The following is a 13,467-nucleotide window of genomic DNA, read 5'->3' on the forward strand; positions in this document are numbered from 1 at the left end:
AAGGCGATTGCCGTCGGCCGTCTGTACGTGCGCGTATGCAGGGGGCGCGCCGGGGCACGGGCGGGAGCTCGCAGGTGGTAGCGCCGAGCCGTGCTCGGCGGAATGTGTGAGTCGCGCGGAAGGTAAGGCAGCCGACTGAAGTCGGCTCTACCCTCGGCTCTGCCGGGAGGTCGGCTGGGCGGAATGTGTGCGGCGGGGGGTAGTGACGGCCGTAGGCCGCCAGCCCGGTCGATCAGGTCAGCAGTTCAAGCAGGTCCAGGTGGCCGTCGGCCAACCAGTCCACGCACACCATCAGCACCATCAGCACGCCCAGCGTGGTGGCCCCGTGCACGATCAGGATGGCGTTGGCCAGCGCACGCGCCGAGCGACCCAGCTTCTTGCTGGCCTTGGCGACGTGCTGCAGGCGGCCGGTCACCGCATGCGCATGCTCACGCACGGGTTCGTTCGCGCCGTCCATCGCTGCGGCCATCAACGCCTGCAACTGCTGCGGCCGGTCAGCGTAATACTTGGCCACGCCGTAGCCGAACATCAGCCAGTCACGGGCCTGCGCCTGCGCCAGGTCCATCACTTCCAGCGGATCTTCTTCGAAATCAATGAAGCCGACACGCTCGCCATCCCACGTGAGATTGCGCGGCAGCGGCTGACCGAAGTAGGCACCCTGCGCATGCGCGTCCGCCATGGCCTGCATCGCAGCAGCCACCAGCCGATCACGACCGGCGTCATTGGCTTCTCGCAGACAGGTATTGAACGAGCTGCCGTTATCGCCCAGCACCAGCGCGGCGTGGCCGGTGCCCAGCACAGCGGGTACGTTCACCCCTTGCGCCTGCAACTCACCCAACCGACGCGCCTCGGTACGCGCAGCGGCATCACCCCCGCGGTGCGGCGGCGGGCGCAGTGCATCCAGATGGAAGCGATTGGCGATGAAATTGAGCAGGCCCAGCGCAACGGCGCGACTGCCTTCCCCGTACTGTTTCAGCCAAGCGCGCTGGCCTTCGAGGGTGATGGGTTCGACCATGGGGTTTCTCCATAACGCACTACGGCCCCGAAGGGCCGCAACGACGATATAACGATGTCGTAACAGAGGGTTATCAATAACGCAGCAGCGCCGAACCCCACGTGAAGCCGCCACCGAAGGCTTCCAACAGCAGCAGTTGACCACGCTCCACACGGCCCGAACGCACCGCGTGATCCAGCGCCATCGGCACCGAAGCCGATGAGGTGTTGCCGTGCTGGTCGACCGTCACCACTACCTGGTCCATCGACAGGTCCAGGCGCTTGGCGGTCGCTTCGATGATGCGCAGGTTGGCCTGATGCGGGATCAGCCAGTCCAGGTCGTCCTTGGTCAGCGCATTGGCTGCCAGGGTTTCATCGACGACCGAGTCCAGTGCTTTCACTGCGTACTTGAAGACGTCGTTGCCCTTCATCAGGATCGCGCCGCGGGCTTCTTCGCCCTTGCCGAACCCGACCGAGATGCCGACCGGATTCCACAGCAGTTCTTTCTTGCTGCCATCCGAATGCAGGTGGGTGCTGAGGATGCCGGTCTCTTCATCGGCCTTCAGCACCACCGCACCGGCACCGTCACCGAACAGCACGCAGGTCGTGCGGTCTTTCCAGTCGACGATACGGGTGAGGGTTTCCGCACCGATGACCAGCACGTAGCGTGCATCACCGGAACGAATGAATTTGTCGGCCACGCTCAACGCGAACACAAAGCCGGAACAGGCGGCATTGACGTCGAAAGCGGGGCAACCGCTCGCACCGAGCTTGGCCTGGATCAGGCACGCAGTGGACGGGAAAATCAGATCGGGCGTGGTGGTACCGACCACGATCATGTCCAGCTGGCTGGCATCGATGCCGGCCGCTTCCAGTGCATTTACCGCAGCGTGGTAGCCGAGGTCACTGGTGGTTTCTTCATCAGCGGCGATGTGCCGCTCTTTGATGCCGGTGCGCGAAACGATCCACTCGTCCGACGTCTCGACCATGCGTTCCAGGTCGGCGTTGGTCAGCACTTTCTCCGGCAAATAGCTACCGGTGCCCGCGATCCTCGAGTAGATCCGCTTGCTCATCGACATTCCTGTTGCGCGGGTAACCGCAGACGGTAACCCGGGAAGATACGGCAAAGGCCGCTGCCTGGACGGCAGCGGCCTTCACTCACATCAATCTTCTTCGACGGAAGAAGTCTTGGTCTGGATGACCTTCTTGCCGCGGTAGAAACCATCGGCAGTGATGTGGTGACGCAGATGCACTTCACCCGTGGTCGGGTCGGTCGACAGCTGCTTTGCGCTCAGGGCGTCATGCGCACGGCGCATGCCGCGGCGGGACGGGGTAACACGGGATTTCTGCACAGCCATGGGATTGCTCCAAACTCGGTTCGATTTTCTTCGTCGTTTCGTCGCACAGGACGCCAGCGTCCAGCACACTTTTCGCTTTCGCCGCAGCCGCCGACGATACCCGGCTGCAAATTCGTCAGTCGAGCGAACTCGACATCACGGATCTTTTTTCTTCAGAGAGGCCAGCGCCGCGAACGGGTTGACCTTGTCCGTTTCTTCCTTCGTCGGTGCCCATTCGCGCTCGACTGCTTCGCCATCGGGCGAGAGGGCTACGACCGGAACCGCCAACACCAACTCATCCTCGACCAGCTCCAACGGTGCCAACTGGCCATCTACCGGCACCAGCAAAGCCTCGAAGTCTTCCGGAAGCGACGATTCCTCGTCTTCCTCGCGGATCAGGCCGATCTTCTGCACCAGCTTCACCGGCAGCAGGAAACGCTGCAGGCTGCGCTGACAGATCAGCGGCAGCTCGGTATCGATGGTCAATTCCACATAGGATACCCGCAGGATGTCGTCGTGCGAGAATTCCAGCGCAAACGTGCACTGACCTTCCGCATCGGCAACGAGGCCTTGCAGGCGGGTGAATTGAGCCAGATCGACTTGGCCGTCGAAGCGCCTTCGCGCTGCGACCATCCGCCAAGCATCCAGCGTTTCGGGCACGTTCGCGGACATAAGCCGCTGAATGTTAAGGATCGCCGCCGCCCCTGTCAAATGCCGATGACTTCAGGGTTGTCGCAGGGGCCGCGCAGGGGCCAGACTGGCCCGCCCAGACTGTCATCATGCCGCATGAGCACCCTGCTGCTGGCCTCTACGTCCCCCTACCGCCGCGCGCTGCTGCAACGGCTGGCCCTGCCCTTCGACTGCGTACGGCCCGACGTGGATGAATCGCCGCTGGCTGGCGAGCCACCGCGTGCGCTGGCGGTGCGGCTGGCGGCAGCCAAGGCAGCGGAGGTCGCCAAGCGGTACCCGGGCGCCTGGGTGATCGGATCGGACCAGGTCGCCGATCTGGACGGCCATCCATTGGGCAAGCCCGGCAGTGTGCCGGCCGCGCAGGCGCAGTTGGCGGCCATGTCCGGCAAGATGGTGCACTTCCACACCGCGATCTGCCTGATGCGTGATACGGAGCAATTGCACGCAGTGGACACCACCAGCGTGCGCTTCCGCGATCTGCAGGCGGCGGAGATCGCGCGCTACGTGGACGCCGAACAGCCACTCGACTGCGCCGGCAGCTTCAAATGCGAGGGCCTGGGGATTGCCCTGTTCGACGCAATCGACAACCGCGATCCCACCGCGTTGGTCGGGCTGCCGCTGATCGCACTGTGCGGGCTGCTGCGGCAGGCCGGCTTCGCCGTTCCCTGAGCGCCCAGGCCCGGCCTCACCAACCGGAATCCCGGCAGCTATCGCCCTACCGCGCAGGCACCACGAACGGCTGTTCCTGCCATGTTTCCACGCTGCCGTCGTGACCGTGCAGCCGCAGGCCCAGCCAGTGCCGGCCGGGTGCCAGGGTGGTGGTGTCGATGCGCGCGTCGAAGCCCACCTGCGGATGCTGCGGATCGGTCGACTGCGGCCAGGCCGGGCGGATATCGAACGTGCGCCCGTACACCGCGTCCGTGACGTAGCGGCCATCCACCAGCACTTCCACGCGCGACAGCCCCACCCCGTCCTTGAATGCCCATCCCTTCACCGGCATCTGTGCATCCACGCGGTCGCCCGAGGACGGCGTATCGAACCACGCCATCGCCGGGGTCACGCACGGCCGCTCGTCGCGCTGCGGCGGCAAGCGGAACAGCAGGAAACGCTGGAAACCGTGATCGTTGCTGACCACGCGAGGCGGCGGCAAGGGGCCGACCTGCGTGCAGATGGCGTGGTAGCGGTCCAACAGCTCGCGGTAACGCTGGTCGCTGGGCGACAGCACCAGCAAGCGCGGTCCATCGCGCTGACCCTCATGCAACAGCCCCCACAGCCCCAGCTGCACACTCCGGCCGTGCTTGTCGTTCAACGGGTGCGGCAGCACCTCGATCTCCGCATTGCCCAGCTGGAAACCCAGCTCCGCGCCGACCTTGAAGTTACCGGCCAGCACCTTGGTTTCCGGCGGCATCTGTTTCAGTTCATCGCGCACTGCCGCGGCCAGCGGCTCCCAGCCGGCGAAGTTGCGCGGGTAATACTTGTAGCCGGCAAGCTGCTCGCGCAGCGCCGGTGAGGACACCATCAGGTAGTAACTGAAGGCCAATGCCAGACCGACGCCTGCGGTCCACCAGGCGGTACGGCGCAGCCAGCGCGGCCAACCGTTGAGTACGACCGGCACGGCCACCAGCAGCGCCAGGTACCCCGGCAGCGGCCAGTGGAAGCTGATGCGCTCCACGTCGGTGAAGAAGCCCAACACGAAGATCGCCAGCGTGGACACCCCACCCACCAGGCCGAAATAGCGCCACTGCGCGCGCGCGCCGTCGCCTGCACGGGTGCCGGCCACGGCCACTTTCCACATCGCGATGCACAGCAACGGGGTGACCAGCATGGGCTGGATCAACAGGAACCACAGCCCCGACCACTGGAAATCCCAGGGATGGCGATCCACCATCTGGAATTTCAGGCCGGCCTCGTGGTTGTCTGCATTCCACGCCAGCAACGGCAGCCATGCGAGCACGCCCACCGCCAGTGCCACCCAGATGCGCGGATCGCGCAGCATGCGGCGGCCCTGCGGCATCAACAACAGCGCAACGAAGCCCACCGCGATCACGCCGATGAAACGGTAATGACTCAATGCACCGATCAGCAGGCCGAGCGCCAGCCGTACCGCCGCGCCGGCGTCAACCTGGCGCAGCAGGCGCGCACCGGCACCCAGGCACAACACCGCCGCCATCGCCATGGGCACGTCCGGCACCGCCAGCATGCCCAAGGTGGCCGACAGCGGCATCAGCAGCGTGAGGCTGCCTGCCTGCCAGCCGGCGACATTGCCGAACCAGCGCGTGGCAATGCGCGACACCGCCCACGGCAGCCAGGCGCCGATGGCCAGGAACGGCAGCCGCAACGCCAGCACGTGATGGCCACCGATCTCCACGCCTACCCGCGCCAACCATGCGGTGAGCCCGGGCAGATCGGAATACGCAGCGGCCAGATGCTGACCTTCCTGCCAATAAAACGCTTCGTCCACGAACAACGGCAGACGCGCCGCCACGACCAGCTTCACAGCCGTGATCAGCGTCCATAACCACAGAAATATCGTGCGTGCGCGTTGTTCGCCCTGCATTGCTCTATAGAATCGAAGGAAGACCGAGCCAGAGACGACGATGGAATCTTCGCCCCGCGTGTCCCGCATGCTAACCGATGAACTGCTTCAGGCCCTGCATGCTGCGCAAGAGCAGGTCAATTCGCTGGTGCTGGGCAAGGCCCATGAGGTGCGGCTGGCCTTCGTGGCGCTGCTGTCCGGCGGGCACCTGCTGATCGAGGACCTGCCCGGCCTGGGCAAGACCACCCTCGCCCACGCGCTGGCATCCAGCCTGGGGCTCGGCTTCCAGCGCGTGCAGTTCACTTCCGACCTGCTGCCTGCCGATGTGCTGGGCGTGTCGATCCTCGATCCCGGAAGCCGCGAGTTCGCCTTCCATCCCGGGCCGGTGTTCACCCACGTGCTGCTGGCCGATGAAATCAACCGCGCCCCGCCCCGTACGCAGAGCGCCCTGCTGGAAGCGATGGCCGAGCAGCAGGTGACGCTGGACGGGCAGACCCATGCCCTGCCGGACCCGTTCTTCGTTATCGCCACGCAGAACCCGGTGGACCTCTCGGGCACCTTCCCGCTGCCGGATTCGCAGCTGGACCGTTTCCTGCTGCGGCTGGCGATGGGCTATCCGAACGTGGATGCCGAACGCGAGCTGCTGCGTGGCGTGGACCGCCGCGAGTTGATCGCGCGTGCCACCCCGAAGCTGGACGACAACCAGGTACGGCAGTTGCGCGATGCCGTGCTGCAGGTACACGTCAGCGATGCGCTGGTGGACTACGTGCAGGCCCTGCTGACCCGCAGCCGCCAGCATGCCGGCGTGCGCGTGGGCCTGTCGCCGCGTGCCGGGCTGGCCCTGCTGCGAGCGGCCAAGGCCCATGCCTTGCTGCTGGGACGTGCGCACGTGGTGCCCGAAGACGTGCAGACGCTGTTCATTGGGGTCGCCGGCCATCGCCTGGTGGGCGAGGCGGAATCCTCCGCCGGTCCTGCGCTCGCACGCGCCATCCTGCAGACGGTGCCGGTGGATTGAACGCGCCTGCGCCTTCGCGTCGGCAGCGTCTGCTGGCGCTTGCCCAGCCGCGTCAAACTGAAACCCTGCCACAGCGACTGCATCGGCGGCGCATCTACGTGCTGCCCACGCGGTTCGGGCTGTTCGTCGCGGCACTGCTGTTGGCGATGCTGCTGGGGGCGCTGAACTACAACAACAATCCCGCATTGCTGCTGGCCCTGCTGTTGTCTGGCGCGGCAGTGGCCAGCACGATCAGCGCCCACCTCGCGCTCTCCGGGGTAAGCCTTGATGCGGTGGCCGCCGAGCCGGTGCCGGCCGGCCAGCCCCTGCGGCTGCGGCTGGCGTTGTCGCAGCGCGAACAGCGCAACCGCCCTGGCCTGCAACTGGATCATGGTGATGCCCGCAGCTGGGTCACGCTGCCGGCCAGCGGCCGCGTGGAAGCCACGCTCGACCTGCCTACGGAACAGCGCGGTTGGCTGGACCTGGAGCGCATCCGCCTGTCCACCACGCAGCCGCTCGGCCTGGTACGCGCATGGGCATGGTTCTGGCCGGACCAGCCATTGCTGGTGTATCCACAAGCGGAAACGCAGGGACCGGGACTACCCGAACAGGGCAGCGACCCGCTGCACAGCCGCATGGACGCTGCCGGCGAAGAGCTGCATCAGTTGCGTCCGTATCGCGCAGGGGATCCTCGCCGCAGCATTTCCTGGAAGCATTCCGCGCGCCGCGACACGCTGCTGGTGCGCGAGTACGAAAAACCGGTAGGGATCGATGCCGTACTGGACTGGCGCCACCTGCAGGGACTGGGCACGGAACAACGCGTGGCCCGTCTGGCGCGCTGGGTCGACCTGGCCGAACGCCAGGGGCGGCGCTACACCTTGAAGCTGCCGGGGCAGCCACCGCTGGGGCCGGCCCAGGGCGCGCCCCATCATCACCTCTGCCTGCGCGCGCTGGCGCTGCTGCCTCATGACTGAACCTGCCGCTTTGCTGGATCGCCACGCACGCGGTTGGGCATTGGCCAGCACTGCGCTGGCCCTGCTTCCGCTGTTGCTGCAGTTGCCCACGCTGTTGGCGTCGGCCATTGCCGGCACGGCCGTGCTGACCGCGCTGGTATCGCGTCGTGGCCTGCTACCGGTGCCCGTGCGATTGCTGCTGGTGGTGGCGATGCTGGCGTTGATCTATGCGCAGATGGGCATGCGGCCTGGACGCGATACCGGCTGCGCCCTGCTGGCGGCCATGCTGGCGATCAAATCCAGCGAACTGCGCACGCTGCGTGATGCCCGCAGCCTGCTCGGCTTTGCTTTGTTCGCGCCGTTCGCCGCCTTCCTGCTGGACCAGGGACCGATCACCACCATGCTGGCGGTACTGGCCGGCACCTGCGCTCTGCTCGCCTTGCAGCGCTTGGCGCAGGCTGAAGGACATGCACCGCCACCGGCCCTGCGCACGCAGCTACGCGGCGTGATGCGCCTGTTGCTGATCGGCCTGCCGCTGGCGATGGCCACGTTCTGGCTGTTCCCGCGGCTGTCGCAACCGTTGTGGGGTCTGCCCGAGCGCGCGGTCGCCCGACCCGGCCTGTCCGACAGCATGGAACCCGGGCAATGGCTGGATCTGATGGCAGACGACACCCCCGCCCTGCGCGCGCAGTTCCGCGGGCCGGTGCCGGCGGCCGAACAGCGCTACTGGCGCGGCCCCGTGCTGAGCCGTTTCGACGGGCGCCGCTGGCAGCGCGATCGCGGCCTGGAACAGGCCCCGCCGGCAGCGGTACAGCCCGGTGCGCAGCGCTGGGACTACACCATCGATTACGAACCCACCGACCGCCGGCAGCTGGTCGCGCTGGATCTGCCCGGCGCAGCGCCCGAAGGCAGCCGGCTGACAGCGGACTACAGCCTGGTCAGCGACCGCCCGCTGAGCGCACTGACCCGATGGACGCTGCAGTCCGCCCCCCCGCAGGTATTTGCCGGCGACCTGTCACCGATCCAGCGCGAACTGGCCCTGCAGTTGCCTGCCGACTTCAACCCGCGCACCGCCGCGCTGGCAAGGCAATGGCGCGCGCAGGCCGGCACCGATGACGCCGCGCTGGTACGCCGCAGCCTGGAGTGGATACGCGCCGAGTTTGCGTACTCGCTGGAAACCCCGCTGCCGGGCCGCAACGCCGTGGACGAATTCCTGTTCGACCAGAAGGTGGGATTTTGTGAACACTTCAGCTCTGCCTTCGTGGTGCTGATGCGCAATGCGGGGGTGCCGGCACGCGTGGTGACCGGCTTTGCCGGCGGCGTGCGCAATCCCATCGGCGACTACTGGGTGGTGCGCCGCATGGACGCTCACGCGTGGGCCGAAGTGTGGCTGGCGGGGCGCGGCTGGGTTCGCGTGGACCCCACCGCTGCGGTGGCACCAGAGCGCATCTACGACACCCTCGACGATCGCCTGGGCGCCAATCCGGGCGGCGTGCAGGGGGCGTGGTTGCAGACCGGACAAGCCCTGGACTGGCTGCGGCGTGGCTGGAACGACCTGGTGCTGTCCTTCGATGCCAACCGCCAGCAGCACCTACTGCGCACCTTCGGCATGCCGGACCTGAAGCCGGGGCAACTGATCATCGGCTTCGTGGTCATCGCGTTGCTCGCCGTCGGTGCCATGGCGTGGGTGCTGGCACGCGGCGAACGCGAGCGCGACCCCCTTCTGCGCGCGTGGCATCGCCTTGGGCGGCGGTACGCGCGGCGCGGTCTGGGACGCGAATCGGCCGAGCCTGCCATGGACTGGGCACGCCGCGTTCACGCCCAACGGAGCGACCCTGCATTGCTGGCGCTCAGCCAGCGTTTCGTCGACGCGCGCTACGCTGGCACTCACGTCGACCACGCCTCATTATTGGTCGACCTGCGCAGGCATCGTCCGACTTCCGGAGCCACACCATGAACCTGAAACTTCTGCTTCCCTTGGCGGCTTCGCTTGTACTGGCCGCCTGCGCAACGGCGCCCAAGCCGCTGCAGGGCCAGTTCAACCCCGTCACGCCCCGTGACTCGGTATCGACCCAGCAGGTCGGTGCGCCGGTGCGCTGGGGTGGCCGCATCATCGAGACGATGCCGGTGCAGGGCCAGACCTGCTTCCAGATCATCTCGCGCCCGCTGACCGCCAGTGGCCGCCCGACCTCCACCTCGACCGACGCCAGCGATGGCCGGTTCGTGGCCTGTCGCGCCGGCTTCTACGATCCGGCCGTGTTCGAAGAGGGCCGCGATGTGACCTTCATCGGCCGCGTGGACGGCTTCGAGAGCGTCAAGATCGGAGAGTACGACTACCGCCTGCCCAAACTCGCCGCCGACGTGATCTATCTGTGGCCGGTGCAGCGTCAGGTGGACGTGGTGCCCTACCCGTATGGCCCGTGGGGTCCGGGTCCGGCATGGGGCCCGTGGGGCTATGGCCGTTACGGCTGGTGGTAAGCCACCTGCCGTTTCGTTGCTGACCAGAAAGCCGCCTTCGGGCGGCTTTTTCGTGCACGGCGTACTTACTTGCCCGGCGCGCCGAAGTGACCCAGCGGCGCACCGGCCAGCAGGTGCAGGTGGATGTGGAAGACGGTCTGGCCCGCATTCTCGCGGCAGTTCATGACGATACGGTAGCCATCCTGCGCCAGCCCCTGGTCACGCGCATACGAGGCGGCCGCCAACGCCAGCTTGCCGATCAGGTGGGCCTGCTCAGGCTGAAGGTCATCCAGGGTGGGGATGATGTGCTGCTTGGGAATGAAGAGCACATGCACCGGCGCCTGCGGGGCGATGTCGTTGAAGCCCAGGACCTCGTCGTCTTCATAGACGATGGTGGCAGGGATTTCCCGGCGGATGATCTTGCTGAAAAGCGTTTCGTTGCTCATGGCTGCCTCGATGATGGTTATTCCCGCACTTCACTGCGCGTACCGAACGCATGCGACAACGTGCCGCGATCAACGAACTCCAGCTCACCGCCCAGTGGCAGGCCCTGCGCCAAGCGGCTGGGGCGCACGGTGCGTGCACGCGCCAGCTGCGCGAGATAATGCGCGGTCGCTTCGCCTTCCACGGTGGCACTGGTGGCGATGATCATCTCGCTGATTTCGCCCTGCGCCAGGCGCTGGTCCAACTGCTCCAGCCCCAGCTCGCGCGGGCCGATGCCATCAAGCGGCGACAAGCGCCCCTGCAGCACGTAGTACACGCCACGGAAACCGGTTGCGGTCTCGATGGCCAGGCGATCGGCGGGTGACTCCACCACGCACAACTGGCCACGATCGCGGCTGCCGTTGGCGCAGGTCGCGCACAGTTCGGTTTCGCTGAAGTCCCGGCACTGCGCACAGTGGCCGATGCGCTCCATCGCCTGGGCCAGGATCGCCGACAGCTTCTCGCCGCCCTCGCGCTCACGCTCCAGCAGGTGGTACGCCATGCGCTGGGCCGTCTTCTGGCCCACGCCCGGCAGCACACGCAGTGCATCGATCAACTGTTCAAGCAGGGGGGCGGTCATGGTCGCGCTTCGATGGAGCGGGCCGACGGCCCGCTGCAGGTGATGGAGCCGCTGCTCAGAACGGCAGCTTCATGCCCGGCGGCAACTGCATGCCGGCGGTGGCCGAACCCATGCGCGTCTTGGACTCCGCATCGACCTTGTTGGAGGCGTCGTTGAATGCAGCCGCCACCAGGTCTTCCAGCATTTCCTGGTCGCCCAGCAGCGACGGATCGATACGCACCTTGCGGCACTCCTTGGCACCGGTCAGGGTGACGCTGACCATGCCGCCACCGGCCGCACCGGTGACTTCAAGCTTCGCGATTTCTTCCTGGGCCTTCTGCAGGTTCTCCTGCATCTTCTGGGCCTGCTGCATCATCTGGGCGATATTGCCGCGCATGGTTCTTTACTCTTCAAAGGGACGGATGGATTCGGACACGAGCCGCGCACCGTGCTGTTGGATCAGCACCTGTACTTCCGGATCGGCCATGAAAAACGCCTCGGCCGCCTGCTGGCGTTCGCCACGCTGACGGTCCGAGCGCTGGTGCAGGGTCTCGGCCGACGCCTGCGTGGTATCGACCACGATCTTCGGCGGCGAACCCAGCGCCTTGCCCAGCATCTCCGACAGCGCACCCAAGGCGCGCTCGGAGCTCAGGTATTCAAATCCGGGCGACAAGCCCAGTTTCAAGACCCCATGCTGGAAACTGATGAAGGCCGCATTTGCGGCGAGCTGCCGCGAGGGACCACTCAGGCCGCTGCTAGCCACCAGCTCCAGCCAGTCTTCGGCGCACGCCAGCGCTGACAGTTCGCCGGCTGCAGACGACGCGTCCGCCTTCTTGGTCGCGACCGGCGCGATGGCGATGCCTTCGGCCTGGAACGGCGTGACCGGCGCGGGTGCCGGCTCTGCCGGCGGCTGCCACGGCGCCACCATGGCGGCGTCCGGGCCGGCCATTTCAGCCGCCAGGGCGGCATCACGCTCATCATCACCCTCGGCTGCCTGCACCTGCCACGGCGGCAGATCGGCATCATCCGGGGACGATGGCGGCGGCTCTTCCACCGGCACGGGCGGTGCCGGCGGCGGATCTTCCACAGGCGGTGGTTCCTGCACCGGTTTGGGGTCCGGCGCTGCCTGCTTCACGGCCGCGGGGGCCGCTTGCTTCGGTTGTGGCGCGTCCTGCTCGGCGGACGCGGCCGCGATACCCGTCGGCCCCGGATTCACCCCCGACCCTGACGAGCCACCCGGCTGCGCGCCCTCGCCTCCTTCCGGCGCACGCGGCACCGGCGGCACCGCAGCGGCCGGACGGAAGGCCAGCATGCGCAGCACGGCCATTTCAAAGCCCGCGCGCGGGCTCGGCGCCAGCGACAGGTCACGGCGGCCATTGAGCGCCATCTGGTACCAGAGCTGCACCACTTCCGGCCGCACACTGTCCGCGAAACGGGCAAGGTCCAGACCGTCGGCGGCGATCGCGCCAGGCACCAACTGCTGCACCTGGATGCGATGCAGCGCCTCGGCCAGCGCTTCCAGCACGCCACTCCAGTCCGGCGAAAACTCCGCCAGCGCCGCCACTACCTTGAGCAGGCGCTGACCATCACCGTCGGCCAGCGCTTCCAGCATGGCCGCGACCTGGGTCCGATCAACCGTCCCCAGCATGGTGCGCACCACGTCTTCGCGCAGTGCACCGCCGGCGTAGGCAATGGCCTGGTCGAGCAGGGACAGGCCGTCACGCAGGCTGCCATCGGCGGCCTTGGACAGTTGCACCAGCGCGCTCTCGTCGGCTTCGATGTCCTCGGCCGCCAGGATGCGGGTCATCTGCCCCTGGATCTGATCTTCGTCCAGGCGCTTGAGGTTGAACTGCAGGCAGCGGCTGAGCACGGTCACCGGCAGCTTCTGCGGATCGGTGGTGGCCAGCAGGAACTTCACGTGCTCCGGCGGTTCTTCCAGCGTCTTCAGCAGCGCATTGAAGGCCGCCTTGGACAGCATGTGCACTTCGTCGATCAGGTAGACCTTGTACTTGCCGCGCGACGGCATGTACTGCGCGTTCTCGATAACCTCGCGGACATCGTCCACGCCGGTGTTGGACGCCGCATCGATTTCCAGCAGGTCGATGTAACGGCCCGAATCGATATCCAGGCACGACGGGCACTGACCACACGGATCCGCGCTGGTGCCCTGTTCGCAGTTCAGCGACTTGGCAAAAATACGCGCGATGGTGGTCTTGCCCACGCCGCGGGTACCGGTAAACAGGAAAGCATGGTGCACGCGGCCGCTGTCCAGCGCATTGGTCAGCGCGCGGACCACGTGTTCCTGGCCCACCAGCTCGGCAAACCGCTTCGGACGCCACTTGCGGGCAAGGACGAGATAGGACATCAGGCCACCGTCTTCATCAGGACGTCCATTGTGCCACGCCTGTCCAGTCCCCCCGCCTGCCGCCGAAGGTGCTTGTGTCCGGCCGCGCAGCCAGCTAGAA

14 protein-coding genes are annotated in these 13,467 nt (G+C 66.7%); 5 read left to right on the forward strand and 9 right to left on the reverse strand.

Going from position 1 to position 13,467, the window contains the following annotated elements; all coding sequences use genetic code 11:
- Positions 1 to 232: 232 nt before the first annotated feature.
- The 4 genes from ABRP17_RS04655 to ABRP17_RS04670 all read right to left on the reverse strand — a co-directional run bounded on the left by ABRP17_RS04655 (position 233) and on the right by ABRP17_RS04670 (position 3,002).
- Positions 233 to 1,015, reverse strand: a complete 783-nt coding sequence (locus ABRP17_RS04655; RefSeq protein WP_349984954.1) for a serine/threonine protein phosphatase — start codon at positions 1,013 to 1,015, stop codon at positions 233 to 235.
- Positions 1,016 to 1,088: 73 nt separating this feature from the next.
- The gene (locus tag ABRP17_RS04660) at positions 1,089 to 2,066 is read right to left on the reverse strand and encodes a beta-ketoacyl-ACP synthase III (protein ID WP_349984955.1); all 978 of its coding nucleotides are present in this window, start codon (positions 2,064 to 2,066) and stop codon (positions 1,089 to 1,091) included.
- A 90-nt stretch (positions 2,067 to 2,156) separates the two neighbouring features.
- On the reverse strand, positions 2,157 to 2,351 hold the full coding sequence (gene rpmF, locus ABRP17_RS04665; protein WP_042613380.1) for a 50S ribosomal protein L32: 195 nt from the start codon (positions 2,349 to 2,351) through the stop codon (positions 2,157 to 2,159).
- A gap of 135 nt (positions 2,352 to 2,486) precedes the next feature.
- Positions 2,487 to 3,002: a DUF177 domain-containing protein gene (locus ABRP17_RS04670; RefSeq protein WP_188327348.1), complete on the reverse strand. Its 516-nt coding sequence runs from the start codon at positions 3,000 to 3,002 to the stop codon at positions 2,487 to 2,489.
- Between the two features lie 114 nt (positions 3,003 to 3,116).
- Between ABRP17_RS04670 and ABRP17_RS04675 the strand changes: the two genes are divergently transcribed.
- On the forward strand, positions 3,117 to 3,689 hold the full coding sequence (locus tag ABRP17_RS04675) for a Maf family nucleotide pyrophosphatase (RefSeq protein WP_349984956.1): 573 nt from the start codon (positions 3,117 to 3,119) through the stop codon (positions 3,687 to 3,689).
- 46 nt (positions 3,690 to 3,735) lie between these two features.
- Here ABRP17_RS04675 and ABRP17_RS04680 read toward each other — a convergent pair whose 3' ends face one another.
- Positions 3,736 to 5,577, reverse strand: a complete 1,842-nt coding sequence (locus ABRP17_RS04680; protein ID WP_349984978.1) for a glycosyltransferase family 39 protein — start codon at positions 5,575 to 5,577, stop codon at positions 3,736 to 3,738.
- Positions 5,578 to 5,617: 40 nt separating this feature from the next.
- Between ABRP17_RS04680 and ABRP17_RS04685 the strand changes: the two genes are divergently transcribed.
- Genes ABRP17_RS04685 through ABRP17_RS04700 form a run of 4 tightly spaced genes read left to right on the forward strand, consistent with a single transcriptional unit; the run spans position 5,618 to position 9,981 of the window.
- Positions 5,618 to 6,571, forward strand: coding sequence for an AAA family ATPase (locus tag ABRP17_RS04685; protein WP_372486895.1), 954 nt, complete (start codon positions 5,618 to 5,620; stop codon positions 6,569 to 6,571).
- Positions 6,568 to 7,524 carry a DUF58 domain-containing protein gene (locus tag ABRP17_RS04690; RefSeq protein ID WP_249405695.1) on the forward strand — a complete coding sequence of 319 codons (957 nt, stop codon included), beginning with the start codon at positions 6,568 to 6,570 and terminating at the stop codon, positions 7,522 to 7,524. The genes ABRP17_RS04685 and ABRP17_RS04690 overlap by 4 nt, the downstream gene beginning before the upstream one ends.
- A complete protein-coding gene (locus ABRP17_RS04695) occupies positions 7,517 to 9,460 on the forward strand; it encodes a DUF3488 and transglutaminase-like domain-containing protein (RefSeq protein WP_349984957.1) in 1,944 nt (647 codons plus the stop codon). Before ABRP17_RS04690 ends, ABRP17_RS04695 begins: the two co-directional genes overlap by 8 nt.
- Complete coding sequence (locus ABRP17_RS04700; RefSeq protein ID WP_188324847.1) at positions 9,457 to 9,981, forward strand: Slp family lipoprotein; 525 nt, start codon at positions 9,457 to 9,459, stop codon at positions 9,979 to 9,981. The genes ABRP17_RS04695 and ABRP17_RS04700 overlap by 4 nt, the downstream gene beginning before the upstream one ends.
- Before the next feature lie 65 nt (positions 9,982 to 10,046).
- On the opposite strand, the gene ABRP17_RS04705 is transcribed toward ABRP17_RS04700, so the two are convergent.
- The 4 genes from ABRP17_RS04705 to dnaX are packed head-to-tail and all read right to left on the reverse strand — an operon-like array spanning position 10,047 to position 13,367.
- A complete protein-coding gene (locus tag ABRP17_RS04705) occupies positions 10,047 to 10,406 on the reverse strand; it encodes a histidine triad nucleotide-binding protein (RefSeq protein WP_349984958.1) in 360 nt (119 codons plus the stop codon).
- Between the two features lie 17 nt (positions 10,407 to 10,423).
- Positions 10,424 to 11,023, reverse strand: coding sequence for a recombination mediator RecR (gene recR / locus ABRP17_RS04710; RefSeq protein WP_349984959.1), 600 nt, complete (start codon positions 11,021 to 11,023; stop codon positions 10,424 to 10,426).
- 55 nt (positions 11,024 to 11,078) lie between these two features.
- Entirely contained in the window at positions 11,079 to 11,399 is a 321-nt protein-coding gene (locus tag ABRP17_RS04715) for a YbaB/EbfC family nucleoid-associated protein (RefSeq protein ID WP_192080928.1), read from the reverse strand.
- A gap of 6 nt (positions 11,400 to 11,405) precedes the next feature.
- The gene (gene dnaX, locus ABRP17_RS04720; RefSeq protein ID WP_349984960.1) at positions 11,406 to 13,367 is read right to left on the reverse strand and encodes a DNA polymerase III subunit gamma/tau; all 1,962 of its coding nucleotides are present in this window, start codon (positions 13,365 to 13,367) and stop codon (positions 11,406 to 11,408) included.
- Positions 13,368 to 13,467 lie beyond the last annotated feature (100 nt).

Origin of the sequence: Stenotrophomonas sp. WHRI 8082 (genome assembly GCF_040223995.2) — a bacterium.
In the GTDB taxonomy this organism is placed as follows: Bacteria; Pseudomonadota; Gammaproteobacteria; order Xanthomonadales; family Xanthomonadaceae; genus Stenotrophomonas.

Bases quoted from the DNA above. Each gene is read 5' to 3' on its own strand.
- rpmF (WP_042613380.1), bottom strand. From the start codon at position 2,351: ATGGCTGTGCAGAAATCCCGTGTTACCCCGTCCCGCCGCGGCATGCGC.
- ABRP17_RS04660 (WP_349984955.1), bottom strand. From the start codon at position 2,066: ATGAGCAAGCGGATCTACTCGAGGATCGCGGGCACCGGTAGCTATTTG.
- ABRP17_RS04680 (WP_349984978.1), bottom strand. From the start codon at position 5,577: ATGCAGGGCGAACAACGCGCACGCACGATATTTCTGTGGTTATGGACG.
- ABRP17_RS04700 (WP_188324847.1), top strand. From the start codon at position 9,457: ATGAACCTGAAACTTCTGCTTCCCTTGGCGGCTTCGCTTGTACTGGCC.
- ABRP17_RS04695 (WP_349984957.1), top strand. From the start codon at position 7,517: ATGACTGAACCTGCCGCTTTGCTGGATCGCCACGCACGCGGTTGGGCA.
- dnaX (WP_349984960.1), bottom strand. From the start codon at position 13,367: ATGTCCTATCTCGTCCTTGCCCGCAAGTGGCGTCCGAAGCGGTTTGCC.
- recR (WP_349984959.1), bottom strand. From the start codon at position 11,023: ATGACCGCCCCCCTGCTTGAACAGTTGATCGATGCACTGCGTGTGCTG.
- ABRP17_RS04670 (WP_188327348.1), bottom strand. From the start codon at position 3,002: ATGTCCGCGAACGTGCCCGAAACGCTGGATGCTTGGCGGATGGTCGCA.
- ABRP17_RS04685 (WP_372486895.1), top strand. From the start codon at position 5,618: ATGGAATCTTCGCCCCGCGTGTCCCGCATGCTAACCGATGAACTGCTT.
- ABRP17_RS04715 (WP_192080928.1), bottom strand. From the start codon at position 11,399: ATGCGCGGCAATATCGCCCAGATGATGCAGCAGGCCCAGAAGATGCAG.
- ABRP17_RS04675 (WP_349984956.1), top strand. From the start codon at position 3,117: ATGAGCACCCTGCTGCTGGCCTCTACGTCCCCCTACCGCCGCGCGCTG.
- ABRP17_RS04705 (WP_349984958.1), bottom strand. From the start codon at position 10,406: ATGAGCAACGAAACGCTTTTCAGCAAGATCATCCGCCGGGAAATCCCT.
- ABRP17_RS04655 (WP_349984954.1), bottom strand. From the start codon at position 1,015: ATGGTCGAACCCATCACCCTCGAAGGCCAGCGCGCTTGGCTGAAACAG.